This window comes from Streptomyces sp. NK08204 (assembly GCF_020400585.1).
In the GTDB taxonomy this organism is placed as follows: domain Bacteria; phylum Actinomycetota; class Actinomycetes; order Streptomycetales; family Streptomycetaceae; genus Streptomyces.
Map to the genome: position 1 here is coordinate 71,260 of NZ_JAINVF010000022.1, position 14,487 is coordinate 85,746.

At 70.9% G+C, this 14,487-nt stretch carries 13 protein-coding genes and 1 riboswitch; of the genes, 9 read left to right on the forward strand and 4 right to left on the reverse strand.

Annotated features, from left to right (window positions below):
* Nucleotide 1: 1 nt before the first annotated feature.
* The 9 genes from K7G59_RS26810 to K7G59_RS26850 all read left to right on the forward strand — a co-directional run bounded on the left by K7G59_RS26810 (nucleotide 2) and on the right by K7G59_RS26850 (nucleotide 10,759).
* Nucleotides 2-562, forward strand: coding sequence for a hypothetical protein (locus K7G59_RS26810; protein WP_225838582.1), 561 nt, complete (start codon nucleotides 2-4; stop codon nucleotides 560-562).
* Nucleotides 563-1,069: 507 nt separating this feature from the next.
* Nucleotides 1,070-1,681: a hypothetical protein gene (locus K7G59_RS26815; RefSeq protein WP_308295094.1), complete on the forward strand. Its 612-nt coding sequence runs from the start codon at nucleotides 1,070-1,072 to the stop codon at nucleotides 1,679-1,681.
* Nucleotides 1,678-2,340 (forward strand): vitamin K epoxide reductase family protein, encoded by a 663-nt coding sequence (locus K7G59_RS26820; RefSeq protein WP_225838584.1) that lies wholly within the window; start codon nucleotides 1,678-1,680, stop codon nucleotides 2,338-2,340. Before K7G59_RS26815 ends, K7G59_RS26820 begins: the two co-directional genes overlap by 4 nt.
* Nucleotides 2,341-2,602: 262 nt before the next feature.
* Complete coding sequence (locus K7G59_RS26825) at nucleotides 2,603-3,019, forward strand: hypothetical protein (protein WP_225838586.1); 417 nt, start codon at nucleotides 2,603-2,605, stop codon at nucleotides 3,017-3,019.
* A 1,857-nt stretch (nucleotides 3,020-4,876) separates the two neighbouring features.
* On the forward strand, nucleotides 4,877-5,983 hold the full coding sequence (gene rlmN / locus K7G59_RS26830; RefSeq protein WP_225838588.1) for a 23S rRNA (adenine(2503)-C(2))-methyltransferase RlmN: 1,107 nt from the start codon (nucleotides 4,877-4,879) through the stop codon (nucleotides 5,981-5,983).
* Between the two features lie 25 nt (nucleotides 5,984-6,008).
* Nucleotides 6,009-6,116: riboswitch (TPP riboswitch) on the forward strand.
* A 79-nt stretch (nucleotides 6,117-6,195) separates the two neighbouring features.
* Entirely contained in the window at nucleotides 6,196-7,275 is a 1,080-nt protein-coding gene (locus K7G59_RS26835) for a thiamine ABC transporter substrate binding subunit (RefSeq protein WP_225838590.1), read from the forward strand.
* 38 nt (nucleotides 7,276-7,313) lie between these two features.
* Nucleotides 7,314-8,915, forward strand: a complete 1,602-nt coding sequence (locus tag K7G59_RS26840) for an iron ABC transporter permease (protein ID WP_225838592.1) — start codon at nucleotides 7,314-7,316, stop codon at nucleotides 8,913-8,915.
* Complete coding sequence (locus K7G59_RS26845; protein ID WP_225838594.1) at nucleotides 8,915-9,937, forward strand: ABC transporter ATP-binding protein; 1,023 nt, start codon at nucleotides 8,915-8,917, stop codon at nucleotides 9,935-9,937. Before K7G59_RS26840 ends, K7G59_RS26845 begins: the two co-directional genes overlap by 1 nt.
* Before the next feature lie 24 nt (nucleotides 9,938-9,961).
* Nucleotides 9,962-10,759, forward strand: a complete 798-nt coding sequence (locus K7G59_RS26850) for a maleylpyruvate isomerase family mycothiol-dependent enzyme (RefSeq protein WP_225838597.1) — start codon at nucleotides 9,962-9,964, stop codon at nucleotides 10,757-10,759.
* Nucleotides 10,760-10,907: 148 nt separating this feature from the next.
* On the opposite strand, the gene K7G59_RS26855 is transcribed toward K7G59_RS26850, so the two are convergent.
* The 4 genes from K7G59_RS26855 to K7G59_RS26870 all read right to left on the reverse strand — a co-directional run bounded on the left by K7G59_RS26855 (nucleotide 10,908) and on the right by K7G59_RS26870 (nucleotide 14,409).
* The gene (locus tag K7G59_RS26855) at nucleotides 10,908-11,579 is read right to left on the reverse strand and encodes a hypothetical protein (protein WP_225838599.1); all 672 of its coding nucleotides are present in this window, start codon (nucleotides 11,577-11,579) and stop codon (nucleotides 10,908-10,910) included.
* A gap of 207 nt (nucleotides 11,580-11,786) precedes the next feature.
* The gene (locus K7G59_RS26860; protein WP_225838601.1) at nucleotides 11,787-12,194 is read right to left on the reverse strand and encodes a VOC family protein; all 408 of its coding nucleotides are present in this window, start codon (nucleotides 12,192-12,194) and stop codon (nucleotides 11,787-11,789) included.
* 83 nt (nucleotides 12,195-12,277) lie between these two features.
* Complete coding sequence (locus K7G59_RS26865; protein WP_225838603.1) at nucleotides 12,278-13,687, reverse strand: hypothetical protein; 1,410 nt, start codon at nucleotides 13,685-13,687, stop codon at nucleotides 12,278-12,280.
* Nucleotides 13,669-14,409: an ABC transporter ATP-binding protein gene (locus K7G59_RS26870; RefSeq protein WP_225838605.1), complete on the reverse strand. Its 741-nt coding sequence runs from the start codon at nucleotides 14,407-14,409 to the stop codon at nucleotides 13,669-13,671. Before K7G59_RS26870 ends, K7G59_RS26865 begins: the two co-directional genes overlap by 19 nt.
* Nucleotides 14,410-14,487 lie beyond the last annotated feature (78 nt).

The following is a 14,487-nucleotide window of genomic DNA, read 5'->3' on the forward strand; positions in this document are numbered from 1 at the left end:
CATGCCGCAAGCCGTTCTCGCCCTCGGGGGCGCAATGGTGACCGCGTCGGGCTGTGTCTGGTATCTGCCGGCGTTCGCCGACCTGCGCGCGGGAGCCGACCGGCCCCTCTCCCACCGGAGAGCCGCGGCGGCCTGCGTCACCGGCTGGACCACGACCGGGATCGTCGCCGTCCTGCTGCTCCTGGCCGAGGCATGGTGGATACCGTGCGCCGCGGCCGTGGCGGGCGGCCTCCTCTCGGCCGGCCTGCGGATCCATGCGGCAGTGCTGCGGCGCGACGAGACACGGGAAGCCGCCCGGCAGTGGCGGGAGCTGGGCCATGGCAAGCCCCCCGTGACGGATCGCTCCCGGTACGTCGTGGCCGTCCTCATCGGTACCGGGCTGGCGGCTGCCGCGGTCACCGCGGCCTTCCGGGTGGCCGCGGGGCCCGAGGACCCCTTGGACTGGTTCGCGGCCATCACCGTTCCCGTCGCCGTCCTCGGGTTGTTCCTTGCCCTTGCGGTGACACATACGTGCATGGCCCGCCGTCGCACCTGGCCGGACCATGCGCGGCCCCCGCAATAGGCGGAAGTGCCGGCTCTCCGTGAGCGGATGACTGGGCCCGGGTGCGGACCACCCCAGGGTGGTCCGCTGTGGCCGGTTCGCGGTTCCGGGCACAGCGAACGGCTCGGGCGGAGTGCGTCTTGCCCGGGCGGGCGGTGGGCAGCGGCACCTCATAGCGAGGCCCCAGGGAGCGCGGGGTGTCACCGGTCGCGGTCCGTCCGGTCGTGGAGAGACGGGACCGGGAGGCCACCGAGGGCGTGTCCTTCGTGTACGGCGGTACCTGTCCGCCGCACAGGCTGGGAGGCCAGGGCCGCCGGCAGGTCCGGCGGCATCCATGGAAAGCGTCTCGAACATGGTGTGCCGGGGCCGTTCGGCCCTTGTTGACCGCTGCACGTACTGACTTCACTGATGCAGCGGTCCGGCCCGTGGTCCTCTGGCCCCGCCCGTGTGGCTCGGCGAAGAGGTCCCGCTTTGGGCGGGGCACGGGCAGTGCCGCACAGACACGGTGACGGATGGGAGAACGCCGGTATGGCGAGGGAGGCGAGAGCGGAGATGATCGCGGCGGTCGGGCATGCCGACCTGACTCCGGACACGCTGAAGCTGGTGGAGGCCGAACTGCGGGCGGCACTGGAGCGACTGCCCGCGCAGAGATCGGCGCTGGCGCGGGCGGGGGCCGGTGTACCGGTGGCGTTCGGACGGGCGGTGCGTGCGGCGGGGCGGGAGCTGGTCGTGGTGACTCCGGCGCAAGGGACAGTGCCCGCGCCGCTGCCGGAGCGGGACCGGGGGGCGGTCGGAGAGCTGCTGTCCCTCGCCCGGTGGGTGCATCTGCTGGCGTACGACCCTGATGACCGGGACGCGTGCGTCGGCGCGGACGAGCGGATGATCACCGAATGCCGGCAGCTGCTGGCCGTGTGGGACGGATCGCCCTCCAACGGGCGTGACGCCACCGCTCACCTGGTGGCGTACGCCCGTGCCCACGGCGTTCCGGTCGAGGTCGTCTGGCCGGTGGGGGCCACCCGCGAAGTGGTGCCCGACGGACCGGTGTGGGACGCCGGCCGCCGCCGCGGCAACAGCCGTCTCTCGACCATCATGGGCCCGGTGCCCACTGCGACCACGGGCAAGGCGGACCAACCCCGATGACCAGCACCAGCACCACCGCTACCGCACACCACCTCACGGTGAAAGACGGACCACGCGGAGGCATCACACCGGAGGGCGCGACCGGTGCTTCGCGCGCCTTTGCCTGGCTGCTGATCGTGTCCGGCGCGCTCGGCATCCTCGCCTCCTTCGTGATCACCCTCGACAAGTTCCAGCTCCTGACAGATCCGCACTTCTCACCCTCGTGCAACCTCAGCCCGGTGCTGTCCTGCACGAACGTCATGCGCAGCGCCCAAGCGTCCGTGTTCGGCTTCCCCAACCCGATGCTGGGCCTGCTCACCTACCCGGTGGTGGTCGCTGTCGGGTTCGCGCTGCTGGCAGGGGCCCGTTACCGGCGCTGGTTCTGGCTCGGGCTGAACGCGGGCACGCTGCTCGGCGCGGGCTTCTGCATGTGGCTGATGAGCCAGGCGCTGTACGAGATCGGCGCGCTGTGCCTGTGGTGCTGCCTGGCCTGGGCGGCCACGATCGCGATGTTCTGGTACACCACCGCGCACAACCTGCGGCACGGCATCCTGCGCGCGCCCCGTGCCGTGGTGGCAGCGGTGCTGGAGTTCCACTGGGTGGTGCCAGTCACCTGGTGCCTGGCCATCGTGCTGCTGATCGCCACCCGTTGGTGGGACTACTGGCAGACATTTCTCTGAGCACGTCCGTCTCCCCGGTCGGTCGTTTGCAAGGGCAGCGCAGGCCCAGAGGTTCATATGCTCGCCGTCGACCCCACCCGGTCCTTCCACGGTTGGAGTGTGGGGCGTGGAACCGAACGTGCGTCGCCGTCCGCTGCCGGTGGCCGGGCGGGCGTAGGCCCTGATGAGGTCGTGGCCGGGTGCCGGGTGCCGGGTGCCGGGTGCCGGGTGCCGGGTGAGGTTGTAGAAAAGGTCAGCGGAGATGCCCCCGTAGGATCCGGGCATGAACAGCAAGGGGTGGGGAGTCCTCGACGGGCTGTGCTTCGCTGTCGCGCTCGGCTGGGGGGCGACCGGGCTTGTCGAGGGCGGGTGCGAGTGGAGTTCCGACGGCCAAAGCGTCGCGTGTGGGGTGCCGGACGGCTACGACTGGTATGCCCGCGTCCTCGCCATCGCGTCCCTTTCATTCCCGCCGCTGTGCTGGACGATGATCCGTACCGACGACTGGCGGCCGTCGTTGGGGTTCTCTGCCGGCGCTGTCATTGCCCTGGGGATCACCCTGTCCGCCGGCACCACCCGCGGGTTCCTGATTCTGGCGTCAGCTGAGGCGGCCCTGGCCGTGGGAGTGCCGCTGATTCTCAGGCGGGCCGGGCGAGCGAACGCGCGGGCGAGGGAGATGGGCAGGACCTCCAAGTCAGCCTGAACGCTCGGAGTCACCGGCCAGAGCGCCTGGAGTTGAGCGGGACGCAGAGTGGTGCGGCCACCGGTGGTCATCGGCAGGCGGCAGGCGGCAGGCGAGCATGAGGGCGACACCCGACCCAAAGTCCAGGTTGGGGCCGTTCTTACTGCTCATCGAGCGGAGGCGGTGGGTTTGCGCCCACGGTGACATCGCTCCCGCGACGGTTTCGAGCCGGCTTCGCATTGTACAGAGGTATTTCGACCTCGTACTGACGCAACGGTTCCTCGCTGAGGCGGCTTTCGTTTGCTGCGGCATCAGAAATGAGTCGTAGGGTCGCCTTTGTTCAGGCTGTCACAGGACATATGAAGTGAATCGGGCCGGCATCCTGATGTATTGGTCAAGCGGTCAATTGAATCCGGGGCATGCGGTGTCGCCTTCAACTTTGAGAACAGCGAAGAACCTGCTGCGGCGCTACTGTAGCAGCAGATTCCAATCCGCGCTCTTTCCCCGTGGGAGGCGCGCATCGGAATACTGAATCCGCAGGGGGCGTAGTGCTGAAAAGGTGGGCCGCAGGGTCGGTGAGGGCTGGTTGCAGTCACGGAAATGCGGCAGGTTAATACTCGCCACTGGTGCTTGCAACCCTAGCTGCGCCCGTGGAGCAGCTGGGTTAGCGTGCTGTTGTCCGGACCGACACTTCTCCAGTCGCCGAATTGAAACAGGCAAAGGGGAGTTTCATGCGAGGGAAAGCAGCACTCGGTGCCGCCGCAATAGCCGCACTCATCGGAGGAATCACCGCCAGCTCGATGGTGTCCACCTCCGCTGTCCCGAATCAAACATGCCGGGTCGCCGGAGGAACCCTGACAGGCGAGAGTTTCGCTCCCAACGGAACATTCACCGTTTCGCCCGGAGGAATGAGTGTGTCTTCCTCTACTGACGGCCGTATCGGACCGACGGCTGTCACAGGCACAGGGCCTTTCTCCATAGGTTCCGTGTCCTGTACGGGTGGCGCGGGAGGGACTTCCGCAGGAACTGCAGCGCAGGCGTCCGCTGTCGTGGCAGCCGGAAAGAGTGCAGCGCAAGCGGCTATAAGTCGAGGCGCCTCCCCGGCGCAGGCGAGGGCGGCGGCCACGGCGGCTGCACAGGCCAGAGCGCAGAGCCTCGGTCTCCCGGCAACGGTGATCAACCAAGTGATCAACCAGACGACCAATCAAGTGAATCAAATAATTGGTTCAACGATCAACGGGTCGGTCAGTCAAAATAACAGCAGCCAGCAGGGTGGTTCGTCTACGGGGCCGTCCACGGGTCCGTCCACAGGGCCGTCCACCGGGCCGTCCACGGGTCCGTCTACAGGGCCGTCCACCGGGCCGTCCACGGGTCCGTCCACCGGGCCGTCCACGGGTCCGTCCACGGGGCCGTCCACGGGGCCGTCCACGGGTCCGTCCACCGGGCCGTCTACGGGTCCGTCTACGGGGCCGTCCACCGGTCCGTCCACCGGTCCGTCTACGGGTCCGTCCACGGGTCCTTCCATGGAGCCGGCCACAGGACCGTCCACGGAGCCGGCCACAGGTCCGTCCGCAGGTCCGTCCACGGGTCCCTCCATGGGCCAGCCCACGGGTGAGCCCACAGGCCAGCCCGCGGGTCAGTAGCCGGGCCAGCAGTCTGAGTGCGTCATGGAAAATGAAACCCCTGCTCGATGAGCAGGGGTTTCTCCGTTCTCGCCCCCCCGGGCGCCCTGCGGCGGCAACGCGGCAGCGCTCCATTCCTGGGCCGTTTGAGGGCTGTTCGACGGTGATCAGTGACGCTGTGTGACGGCCAGTGATGCCAGTCGTCGAGAGCGACAGCCGCAGCTCACACGAATGGATCTGCGACACTGGTAGCGCCATGCCTAAGCCCGGAGAACTCACTTTCGTCGCCCCGCGCGGAGCCCAGAAGCCGCCGCGGCACCTCGCCGACCTCACGCCCGCCGAGCGCAAGGACGCGGTGGCCGAGATCGGCGAGAAGCCGTTCCGCGCCAAGCAGCTCTCGCAGCACTACTTCGCGCGGTACGCGCACGACCCTGAGCAGTGGACCGACATCCCGGCCGGTTCGCGCGAGAAGCTGCGCGAGGCGCTGTTCCCGGAGCTGATGACGGTCGTGCGGCATCTGTCGACCGACGAGGGGACAACCCGTAAGACGCTGTGGCGGCTGTTCGACGGGACGCTCGTCGAGTCGGTGCTCATGCGGTACCCGGACCGGGTCACCATGTGTATCAGCTCGCAGGCCGGGTGCGGGATGAACTGCCCGTTCTGTGCGACCGGGCAGGCGGGGCTGGACCGCAACCTGTCCACCGCCGAGATCGTCCACCAGATCGTCGACGGGATGCGGGCGCTGCGGGACGGGGAGGTTCCCGGCGGGCCGGCTCGGCTGTCCAACATCGTCTTCATGGGCATGGGAGAGCCGCTCGCCAACTACAAGCGGGTCGTCGGAGCCATCCGCGCCCTGACCGACCCCGCTCCGGACGGCCTCGGGCTGTCCCAGCGCGGCATCACCGTGTCGACCGTCGGGCTCGTCCCGGCCATCCACCGGTTCGCCGACGAGGGCTTCAAGTGCCGGCTCGCGATCTCCCTGCACGCCCCCGACGACGAGCTGCGCGACACCCTCGTCCCCGTGAACACGCGGTGGAAGGTGCGCGAGGTGCTGGACGCCGGATTCGAGTACACCGAGAAGTCCGGGCGCCGGCTGTCGATCGAGTACGCGCTGATCCGGGACATCAACGACCAGGCCTGGCGCGGCGACCGGCTCGGACGGCTGCTCAAGGGCAAGCCCGTGCACGTCAATCTCATCCCGCTGAACCCGACGCCGGGCTCCAAGTGGACCGCCTCCCGCCCCGAGGACGAGAAGGCGTTCGTCGAGGCCATCGCAGCCCACGGCGTGCCGGTCACCATCCGGGACACCCGCGGCCAGGAGATCGACGGGGCCTGTGGTCAGCTGGCGGCCACCGAACGATAATCTGGCCAGCGTCAATCACATCTTCATATTCCGACAGGGGAGCGCCACAGCGCTGAGAGTGCGGCGGACGGGCCGCAGACCCTCTGAACCTCGCCCAGGTCATTCTGGGTAGGAAGTTCGGTCATCACTCGAGCTGTTGCGCCCTGCCCGGCCTCCCGTGCGGAGACCGGGCAGGGCCGCGTCTCTTCCTGGCCAAACCCAGGAGGACATCCGTGCACAACAAGACCTTCGTGGCCGTCGCCGTCGGGCTCGGCCTCGTCACGCTGTCCGCGTGTGGATCAGGATCCGCCGAAACGAAGAGTTCCGCGGGATCCAAGACCGTCACGCTCGTCAGCCACGACTCGTGGCACGTCTCCAAGAGCGTGCTCAAGGACTTCGAGAAGAAGTCCGGATACAAGGTGCGGGTCCTCCCGAGCGGCGACGCCGGGCAGGCCGTCAACAAGGCCATCCTGACCAAGGACAACCCGCAGGGCGACGTCTTCTTCGGCGTCGACAACACGCTGCTGTCCCGTGCCCTGGACAACGGTCTCTTCCAGCCTTACCAGGTCAAGGGCGCGAACCTCGTCCAGCCGCAGTACCGCGTCGACCAGGACAAGCACCGCGTCACGCCCATCGACACCGGCGACATCTGCGTCAACTACGACAAGGCGTACTTCAGCAAGCACAAGCTGACCCCGCCGCAGTCCTTCGCGGACCTCGCCAAGCCCGAGTACAAGAACCTCCTCGTCACCGAGAACGCGGCCACCTCCTCGCCCGGCCTCGGCTTCCTGCTCGGCAGCGCCGGGCAGTTCGGGGACAACGGCTGGCAGGGGTACTGGAAGAAGCTCAAGGCCAACGGCGTCAAGGTCGTCGACGGCTGGGAGCAGGCCTACTACCAGGAGTTCTCCGGCTCCTCCGAGGGCAGGAAGGCCGGCGGCGACCGTCCGCTCGTGGTGTCGTACGCCTCCTCCCCGCCGGCCGAGGTCATCTACGCCAAGAAGCGGCCCAGCACCGCCCCGACCGGGGTGTCGTACGGCACCTGCTTCCGGCAGACCGAGTACGCGGGACTGCTGAGCAACGCGAGGAACACCGAGGGCGGCAAGGCGTTCCTCGACTTCCTGGTCACCAAGGAGTTCCAGGAGGACATGCCGCTGAACATGTTCGTCTACCCCGTGGTGAAGGGGGCCGCCGTGCCCGCCGACTTCACCAAGTACGGCCCCCAGGCCAAGAACCCCGAGACCATGGCTCCCGGCAAGATCGCTGCCAACCGTGACCAGTGGGTCAAGGCGTGGACGTCGCTCGTACTGAAGTAGTCGCCAGGCGGCGCAGGAACGCGGCGCGGCTCGGCCTCATGGCCCTGCCCGTCGCGTTCTTCACGGTGTTCTTCGCCTGGCCCGTCGCCGCGATCGTGGCGCGGGGACTGAAGACGGACGGCGCCTGGCGGTTGGGGCGGATCGCGGATGTGGTCACCCAGCCGGACATCCGGCACGTGCTGTGGTTCACCACCTGGCAGGCGTTCGCCTCCACCGCGCTCACCCTGGTCGTCGCGCTGCCCGCCGCCTACGTCTTCGCGCGCCTCGACTTCCCGGGCAAGCAACTGCTGCGGGCCGTCGTCACCGTGCCGTTCGTGCTGCCGACCGTCGTCGTCGGAACCGCCTTCCTGGCGCTCGTCGGGCACCGCGGACTGCTCGACCAGCTGTGGGGCCTGCGGCTCGACACCACCGTGTGGGCGATCCTGCTCGCGCACGTCTTCTTCAACTACGCGGTCGTCGTCCGCACGGTCGGCGGGCTGTGGGCGCAGCTCGATCCCCGGCAGGAGCAGGCCGCACGGATGCTGGGCGCGTCCCCGCTCACGGCCTGGCGGAAAGTCACCCTGCCCGCCCTCGCGCCCGCCGTCGCCGCCGCCGCGCTGATGGTGTTCCTGTTCACCTTCACCTCCTTCGGCGTGGTGCAGATCCTCGGCGGCCCCACCTTCTCCACCCTCGAAGTGGAGATCTACCGTCAGACCTCCGAGGTCTTCGACCTGCCGACGGCCGCCGTCCTCACCCTCGTCCAGTTCGCCGCCGTCGGCGCGATCCTCGCCCTGCACGCGTGGGCGGTACGCCGCCGGGAGACCGCGCTGCGCCTCGTCGACCCGAAGGTGACCGCCCGCCGGCCGCGCGGTGCCGGGCAGTGGGCCCTGCTCGCCGCGGTCCTCGTCACCGTCGCGCTGCTGCTGGTGCTGCCGCTCGCCGTGCTGGTGCGGCGCTCCCTGGACGCGCCCGGCCTCGGTTACTACCGGGCGCTGACGCACACCGACGGCGGCACCTTCCTCATGCCACCCGTGCACGCCGTATGGACCTCGCTGCAGTACGCGCTCGCCGCCACCGGCATCGCCGTGGCGGTGGGAGGTCTCGCCGCCGCCGCACTGGCCCGGCGGGACGCGGGACGCCTGGTGCGCGGCTTCGACGCGCTGATGATGCTGCCCCTCGGCGTCTCAGCCGTGACCGTCGGCTTCGGTTTCCTGATCGCCCTGGACGAACCCCCGCTGGACCTGCGCCAGTCCTGGGTCCTCGTCCCGCTCGCTCAGGCACTGGTCGGCGCCCCCTTCGTCGTACGGACCATGCTGCCCGTGCTGCGCGCGGTGGACATACGGCTGCGGGAGGCGGCGGCGGTGCTCGGGGCCTCGCCCTGGCGGGTGTGGCGGGAGGTCGATCTGCCGCTGGTGCGGCGGGCGTTGCTGATCGCGGCCGGGTTCGCGTTCGCCGTCTCGCTCGGCGAGTTCGGGGCGACCGTGTTCATCGCCCGGCCCGACAACCCGACGCTCCCGGTCGCCGTGGCCCGGCTGCTGAGCCGCCCCGGCGACCTCAACTACGGTCAGGCAATGGCCCTTTCGACCATTCTGATGGTGGTGTGCGCCGCAGCCCTGCTGCTCCTGGAGCGCCTGCGCACCGACCGGACGGGGGAGTTCTGATGCTGCTGAGCCTTCAGGCCGCGACCGTGCGCTTCGGCGGGCGGCCCGTGCTCGACGCCGTCGGCCTCGACATCGCCGAGCACGAGGTGGTGTGCGTGCTCGGGCCCAGCGGCAGCGGCAAGTCCACCCTGCTGCGGGCGGTCGCGGGTCTGCAGCCGCTCGATTCCGGGCGGGTGCTGCTCGACGGCCGCGACCAGGCGGGGGTGCCCGCGCACCGGAGGGGCGTCGGCCTGATGTTCCAGGACCACCAGCTCTTCCCACAGCGGGACGTCGGCGGCAACGTGGCCTTCGGACTGCGCATGCACGGCGTCGCCAAGGGCCGACGGGCCACCGCGGTCCAGGAGTTGCTGGAGCTGGTCGGGCTGCCGGGGGCGGCCGGGCGGGCCGTTGCCGGGTTGTCCGGCGGCGAACAGCAGCGGGTGGCGCTGGCCCGCGCGCTGGCCCCCCGGCCCCGGCTGCTCATGCTGGACGAGCCGCTCGGCCAGCTGGACCGCTCGCTGCGGGAACGGCTCGTGGTCGAACTCCGCGAACTGTTCGGCCGGCTGGGCACCACCGTGCTCGCCGTGACGCACGACCAGGGCGAGGCGTTCGCGCTGGCCGACCGGGTGGTGGTGATGCGGGAGGGCCGGATCGCCCAGTCCGGTACGCCCCTGGAGGTCTGGCAGCGGCCCGCGGACGAGTTCGTGGCCCGGTTCCTCGGCTTCGACAACGTGGTCCAAGCGACCGTCGCCGGGGCGGTGGCGGACAGCCCGTGGGGCAAGCTGCCGGTGCCCGACGGTTCACCGCAGGGGGCCCGCACCCTGCTCGTACGGCCGGCCGGGGTGCGGCTGGCCCCGGCCGACGAGGGCCTGCCCTGCACGGTCACCGCCCGCACCTTCAAGGGCACGCATGTGGCCGTCCGCCTCCAGCCCCTGGACGGCGGTCCGCGGCTGGAGGCGGCCTGCACCCTCCGTGACGCGCCCGAGGCCGGGGCGCCGGTCGGCGTGACCTTCGACCTGGCCGAAATCGCGGTGCTCGACTGATCAACGCGGCCCTAGGGTGAGGGCATGACTTTGCTCGCGCATGACCGTTACTGCGACGAAATCGCTCATCAGGTCGATCAGTTGAGAGCCGTGGTGACCTCCGGCGCCGACCTTGCCACCACCGTGCCGACCTGCCCGGACTGGTCGCTGGAAGACCTCGTGCGGCACATGGGCGGCGCCCTGCGCTGGGTGGACGCCCTGGTACGCGGCCGGGCGCAGGAGAACATCCCGTTCGACCGGATCCCGCTGTGCGGGGGACCGGAGGAGCGGGGTGACGCGGCGGCCCTGGACGCATGGCTGGCGGAGACCGGCGAGCTGGTCGTCGGCGCGCTGCGGGAGGCGGGGCCTGACACCAAGGTGTGGAGCTGGCAGGGGAACGCGACGGCCGCCTTCTGGGCCCGCCGGATGGCCAACGAGATCACGATCCACCGCGCCGACGCCACCATCGCCGCCGGGCTGCCCTACGAGCTGGCGCCCGAGGTGGCCGCCGACGCGCTGGACGAGTGGCTGGACCTCGCCGTCTGGTTCCAGCAGTACCGGGGCGACGAGGAGGCCCACCGGCTGGAGGGGCCCGCGCGCTCGATCCACCTGCATGCCACCGACGCCGACCCGGCCCTGAACGCCGAGTGGTTCCTGGAGTTCGGCCCGGACGGCGTCCGCTGGCGGCGCGACCACGAGAAGGCGACGGTCGCCCTCCGCGGCCCGCTCACCTCCGTCCTGCTCGCCTTCTACCGACGGCTCCCGCTGGACGCCCCCGGCCTGGAGGTGCTGGGCGAACGCCAGGTGCTGGACTTCTGGCTGTCCCGCGCAAGCTTCGGCTGAGCCGGAGCCCGATCCCGAGCCGGAGCCCGGTCCCGAGCACTGACCGGCGCGCGCCGGTAGCCGGTACTGATCGTGGACCGGTGTACGACTGCGCCCGTCCCCGGGGGATCACGAGGACGGGCGCAGCAGGGTACGGGATCCGAGGGCGTCAGTTGTCGCTCTTGGTCCCCCGGCGGCGCACGCCGAAGAACAGCGCGCCACCACCGACGACGACCAGGGCACCCGCGACACCGGCGATGAGGCCGATGTCGAAGTGGGTACCGGTCTCGGCGAGGTTGGAGTCACCGGCCGCCGGTGAGGGCACGTTGTCCGACGTGCCCGCCGGGGTGGAGCCGGCCGCGGAGGCCGGGGGAGCCGGGGCCGCGGACTCGGCCGGGGCGGACGTGGACGGCGCCTGGGTGGCCGGCGGCTTCGGCGTCTTCGTCCGGGCCTTGCAGGGCGTGCCGGGGGTCTTCAGGTCGGGATTGATGTACTGGTCGACCTGGTGGCCGGCCTTGACGTGGACGCGGTATGCCGTGTGCGGCTTCCCGTTCTCGGTGAAGGCGACCGAGGTGCCCTCGGCGCTGCCCCTGACCTCCTGGGGCCGGCCGACCGGCGTCTCGACACCTGCATCGCTCTTCAGGAACATGACGGCAGGGGTGCCCGAGATGTCCTTGACGGTGACGACGATGACACCCTTGCCGCCGTCGCACGTCGCTTCGGCGGAGAACTCACTGATGGTGCCGGCGAGTGCGCTGCCGGCGACACCGAGGGCCAGCGCGGCAGCGGCGGAGGCGACACCCAGGATGTGCACGGAACGCCGTGCGCTACGGCGAGTCATGGACAACGTCTGTCCTTCGCGGGGTGCATTGAGGGGGGTGGAAGGGGCGCCGGGGCGACGGACGAGAGCGACGCCCCAGCGTCCCCAGGAGGCTCACGGGTCTATAAGCCCTCGTAGGAGGTGTCAACTTCCTTGCTGCCGAAGGCGGTTGACTCTTCCCCCGCATTGACCGCCGGCACGTTCGACCACCGGGCGGGGCACGCCGGCTCAGCCCTGGACCGCCGCCGGGTCCATCCAGATGACCTCCCAGGTGTGGCCGTCGAGGTCGTCGAAGGACCGGCCGTACATGAAGCCGAGGTCCTGGGTCCTGCCACTGGCCGTGCCGCCCGCCGCGATCGCCTTGTCGACCAGCTCGTCCACCTTCTCCCGGCTCTCGGCGCTCAGCGCGACCAGGATCTCGCTGGTCTTCGTCGCATCGGCGATCTCCTTGTCGGTGAAGGTCGCGTAGAACGGCTTGGTCAGCAGCATCGCGATGATGGTCTCGCTGATCACCACGGAGGCGGCCTTCTCGTCACTGAACTGCGGGTTGATCGTGTAGCCGAGGTCCGTGAAGAACTTCTTCGAGGCGTCGAGGTCGTTCACGGGCAGGTTCACGAAGATCATCTGCTGGTACATGGGGTATCTCCCTCGGGTTCATGCGCGTATCGCGTTCATGGGGACAGACACCCGGTCGACGGAAAACTCATCGGTGGGTCGGCTCATCGGTGGGTCAGCGGCAGCGCCGCCAGGTTGGCGATCACCAGGGTCAGCGGGCCGAACAGGGCGAGCAGGGAGCCCGCGCGCAGGACGGCGGCGCTGCGCAGCATCGTCGCCGGGGCGCCGAGGCGCAGCAGGGCGGCGGTGGTGTCGGCGCGGCACTGGCGGGCCTCGACGGCGGCCGTCAGCAAGGTCGCCACCGTGCAGCCGGTGACGACGAGCACGCCGAGGGTGGTCAGCGGCCCGAAGGGGTGCGTCGAGCCGTCGTACAGGGCGGTCATCGCGTATCCGGCGGCGGCCACCGCGCAGACCACGCCGAGCGGGCGGCCGATCCGGGTGGCCTCGGCCATGAGCACCCGGCCCGCGAGCAACCGCAGCGCTCCCGGGCGGGCCGACTGCAGCAGCCGGCCGCACAGATGGGTGAGGCCGGGCGCGGCGAGGACGAGACCGAGCGAGGTGAACAGCCACCCGACCAGCACCGCGACGCCCTCGGCGGGCAGCGTCATGAGGCCGGGGGCGGTACCGGAGCGGCCGGCGTAGGCCTGTACGGCGAGACCGGCGGCGAGGGCGGCGATGCCCCAGGGCAGCCCGGCGGGGCCCTCCCGCCCGGGCACCGGGCCGAAGAACGCGCCGGACTGGGCAGCGTCCGGCGGGTCCTGGGCGTCCTGGGTGTCCCGGCCCGTGGGCTCGGGGCCGGAGTCCGGTGCCGTGGGCCAGGCGAGCGCGCCCTCGGCCGGGCCCCGCACCGCGGCCATCGGACGCCTTCCGGGACTCGGCGTGTGCGGCTCGGCAGTGCGCCACCGCGCGCCGAACCTGCCGTACGCCCCGAACGTCTCGCGCGCCGCCGTGTGGCGGTATGCCCCGAAGCGGCCGTAGGCGCGGCCCTTGGCCGCGGGGCGGGGATCACGGGGGCGCAGCGCCAGGGCCACCGTCGCGGAGGCGGTCACCGGCACCACGGACAGCAGGGTCAGGGCCGCCGGGAGCGGCAGCGGCCGGTCGGCCGCCAGGAACTGCGCCGCCGCGCCGTCGAAGGGCATGCCGGTCAGGTCGCCGCGCAGGTGCAGGAAGAACAGCAGCGCCAGCATCGAGCCCAGGAGGCAGGACAGGGCCGTGGTCAGCGCCGAGATCGCCATCAGGCGGGCCGGGCCGAGGCCGACGGCGGACAGACCGGGGCGAGGCCGGGTGGCCGGGTCGGTACGGGCGACCGCGAGCGCGAAGTACGCCGTGGCGGCGAGCGGGACCGCGCACCAGACAAGACGCGGTACGGCGCCGTCCGGTGCGCCGGGGTGGCCCAGCGCGTAGCCGAGCACGGAGAGCAGCAGGAAGCCGGTGCCGGCCGAGGCCAGGGCCACCAGCAGCCGGCGGAACTGGAGTGCGGGCCGGCCCGCGCGGGTCAGACGGAGAGCGAGCACGCGGCCCGGCCTTCGTTGTCCTGGGGGTCCGGAAGGTGCACGGTGTGCACACGCCGCCCGTCCAGCAGGGGCACCGTGCGGTCGGCGAGCGCGGCGGTGTCGGGGTCGTGGGTGGCGAGGAGCACCGTGATGCCGTGCGAGCGGGCCGCCGTGGTGAGCGTGCGCAGGACGTGGGCGCGGTCGGCGCGGTGCAGCGGGGCCGTCGGCTCGTCCGCGAACAGCACCGTGGGCCCGGTGGCGAGCGCGCGGGCGATGGAGACGCGCTGACGCTCGGCCTGCTGGAGTTCGTGCGGGCGTTTGCGTGAGGTGTCCCCGACGTCCAGGCGCTCCAGCCACTCCAGGGCGGCCGCCTTGGCCCGCCGGCGGCCGGTGCCGCGCAGCATCAACGGCAGGGCGGCGTTCTCCCACACGTTGAGCTCGGGGACCAGCATGGGCGCGGGGTCGATCCAGGCGAACCGGTTGCGGCGCAGCCGCTCGCGGGCCATCGGTCCGAGGGTGTGCACGGGAGAGCTGTTGAACCAGACCTCGCCGTGCCGCACCGGCACCAGACCGGACAGGCAGCGCAGCAGCGTCGTCTTTCCGCTGCCGCGCGGTCCGCTGACGGCGAGGATCTCCCCGTCCCGCACGCCCAGCGAGACCCCGGCGAGTCCGGGCGAGCCGTCGGGGTGCCTGAAGTGCAGGGACCGTGCCCAGAGCACGTCGTTGTCCGGTGGGGCCTCCATGGGCGTACACCTCGGTTCAGATCGGGAATGCCGTGCCGTGTCCCCCGTACGGGCGAACGAGCGCCGGGACCACCGGTC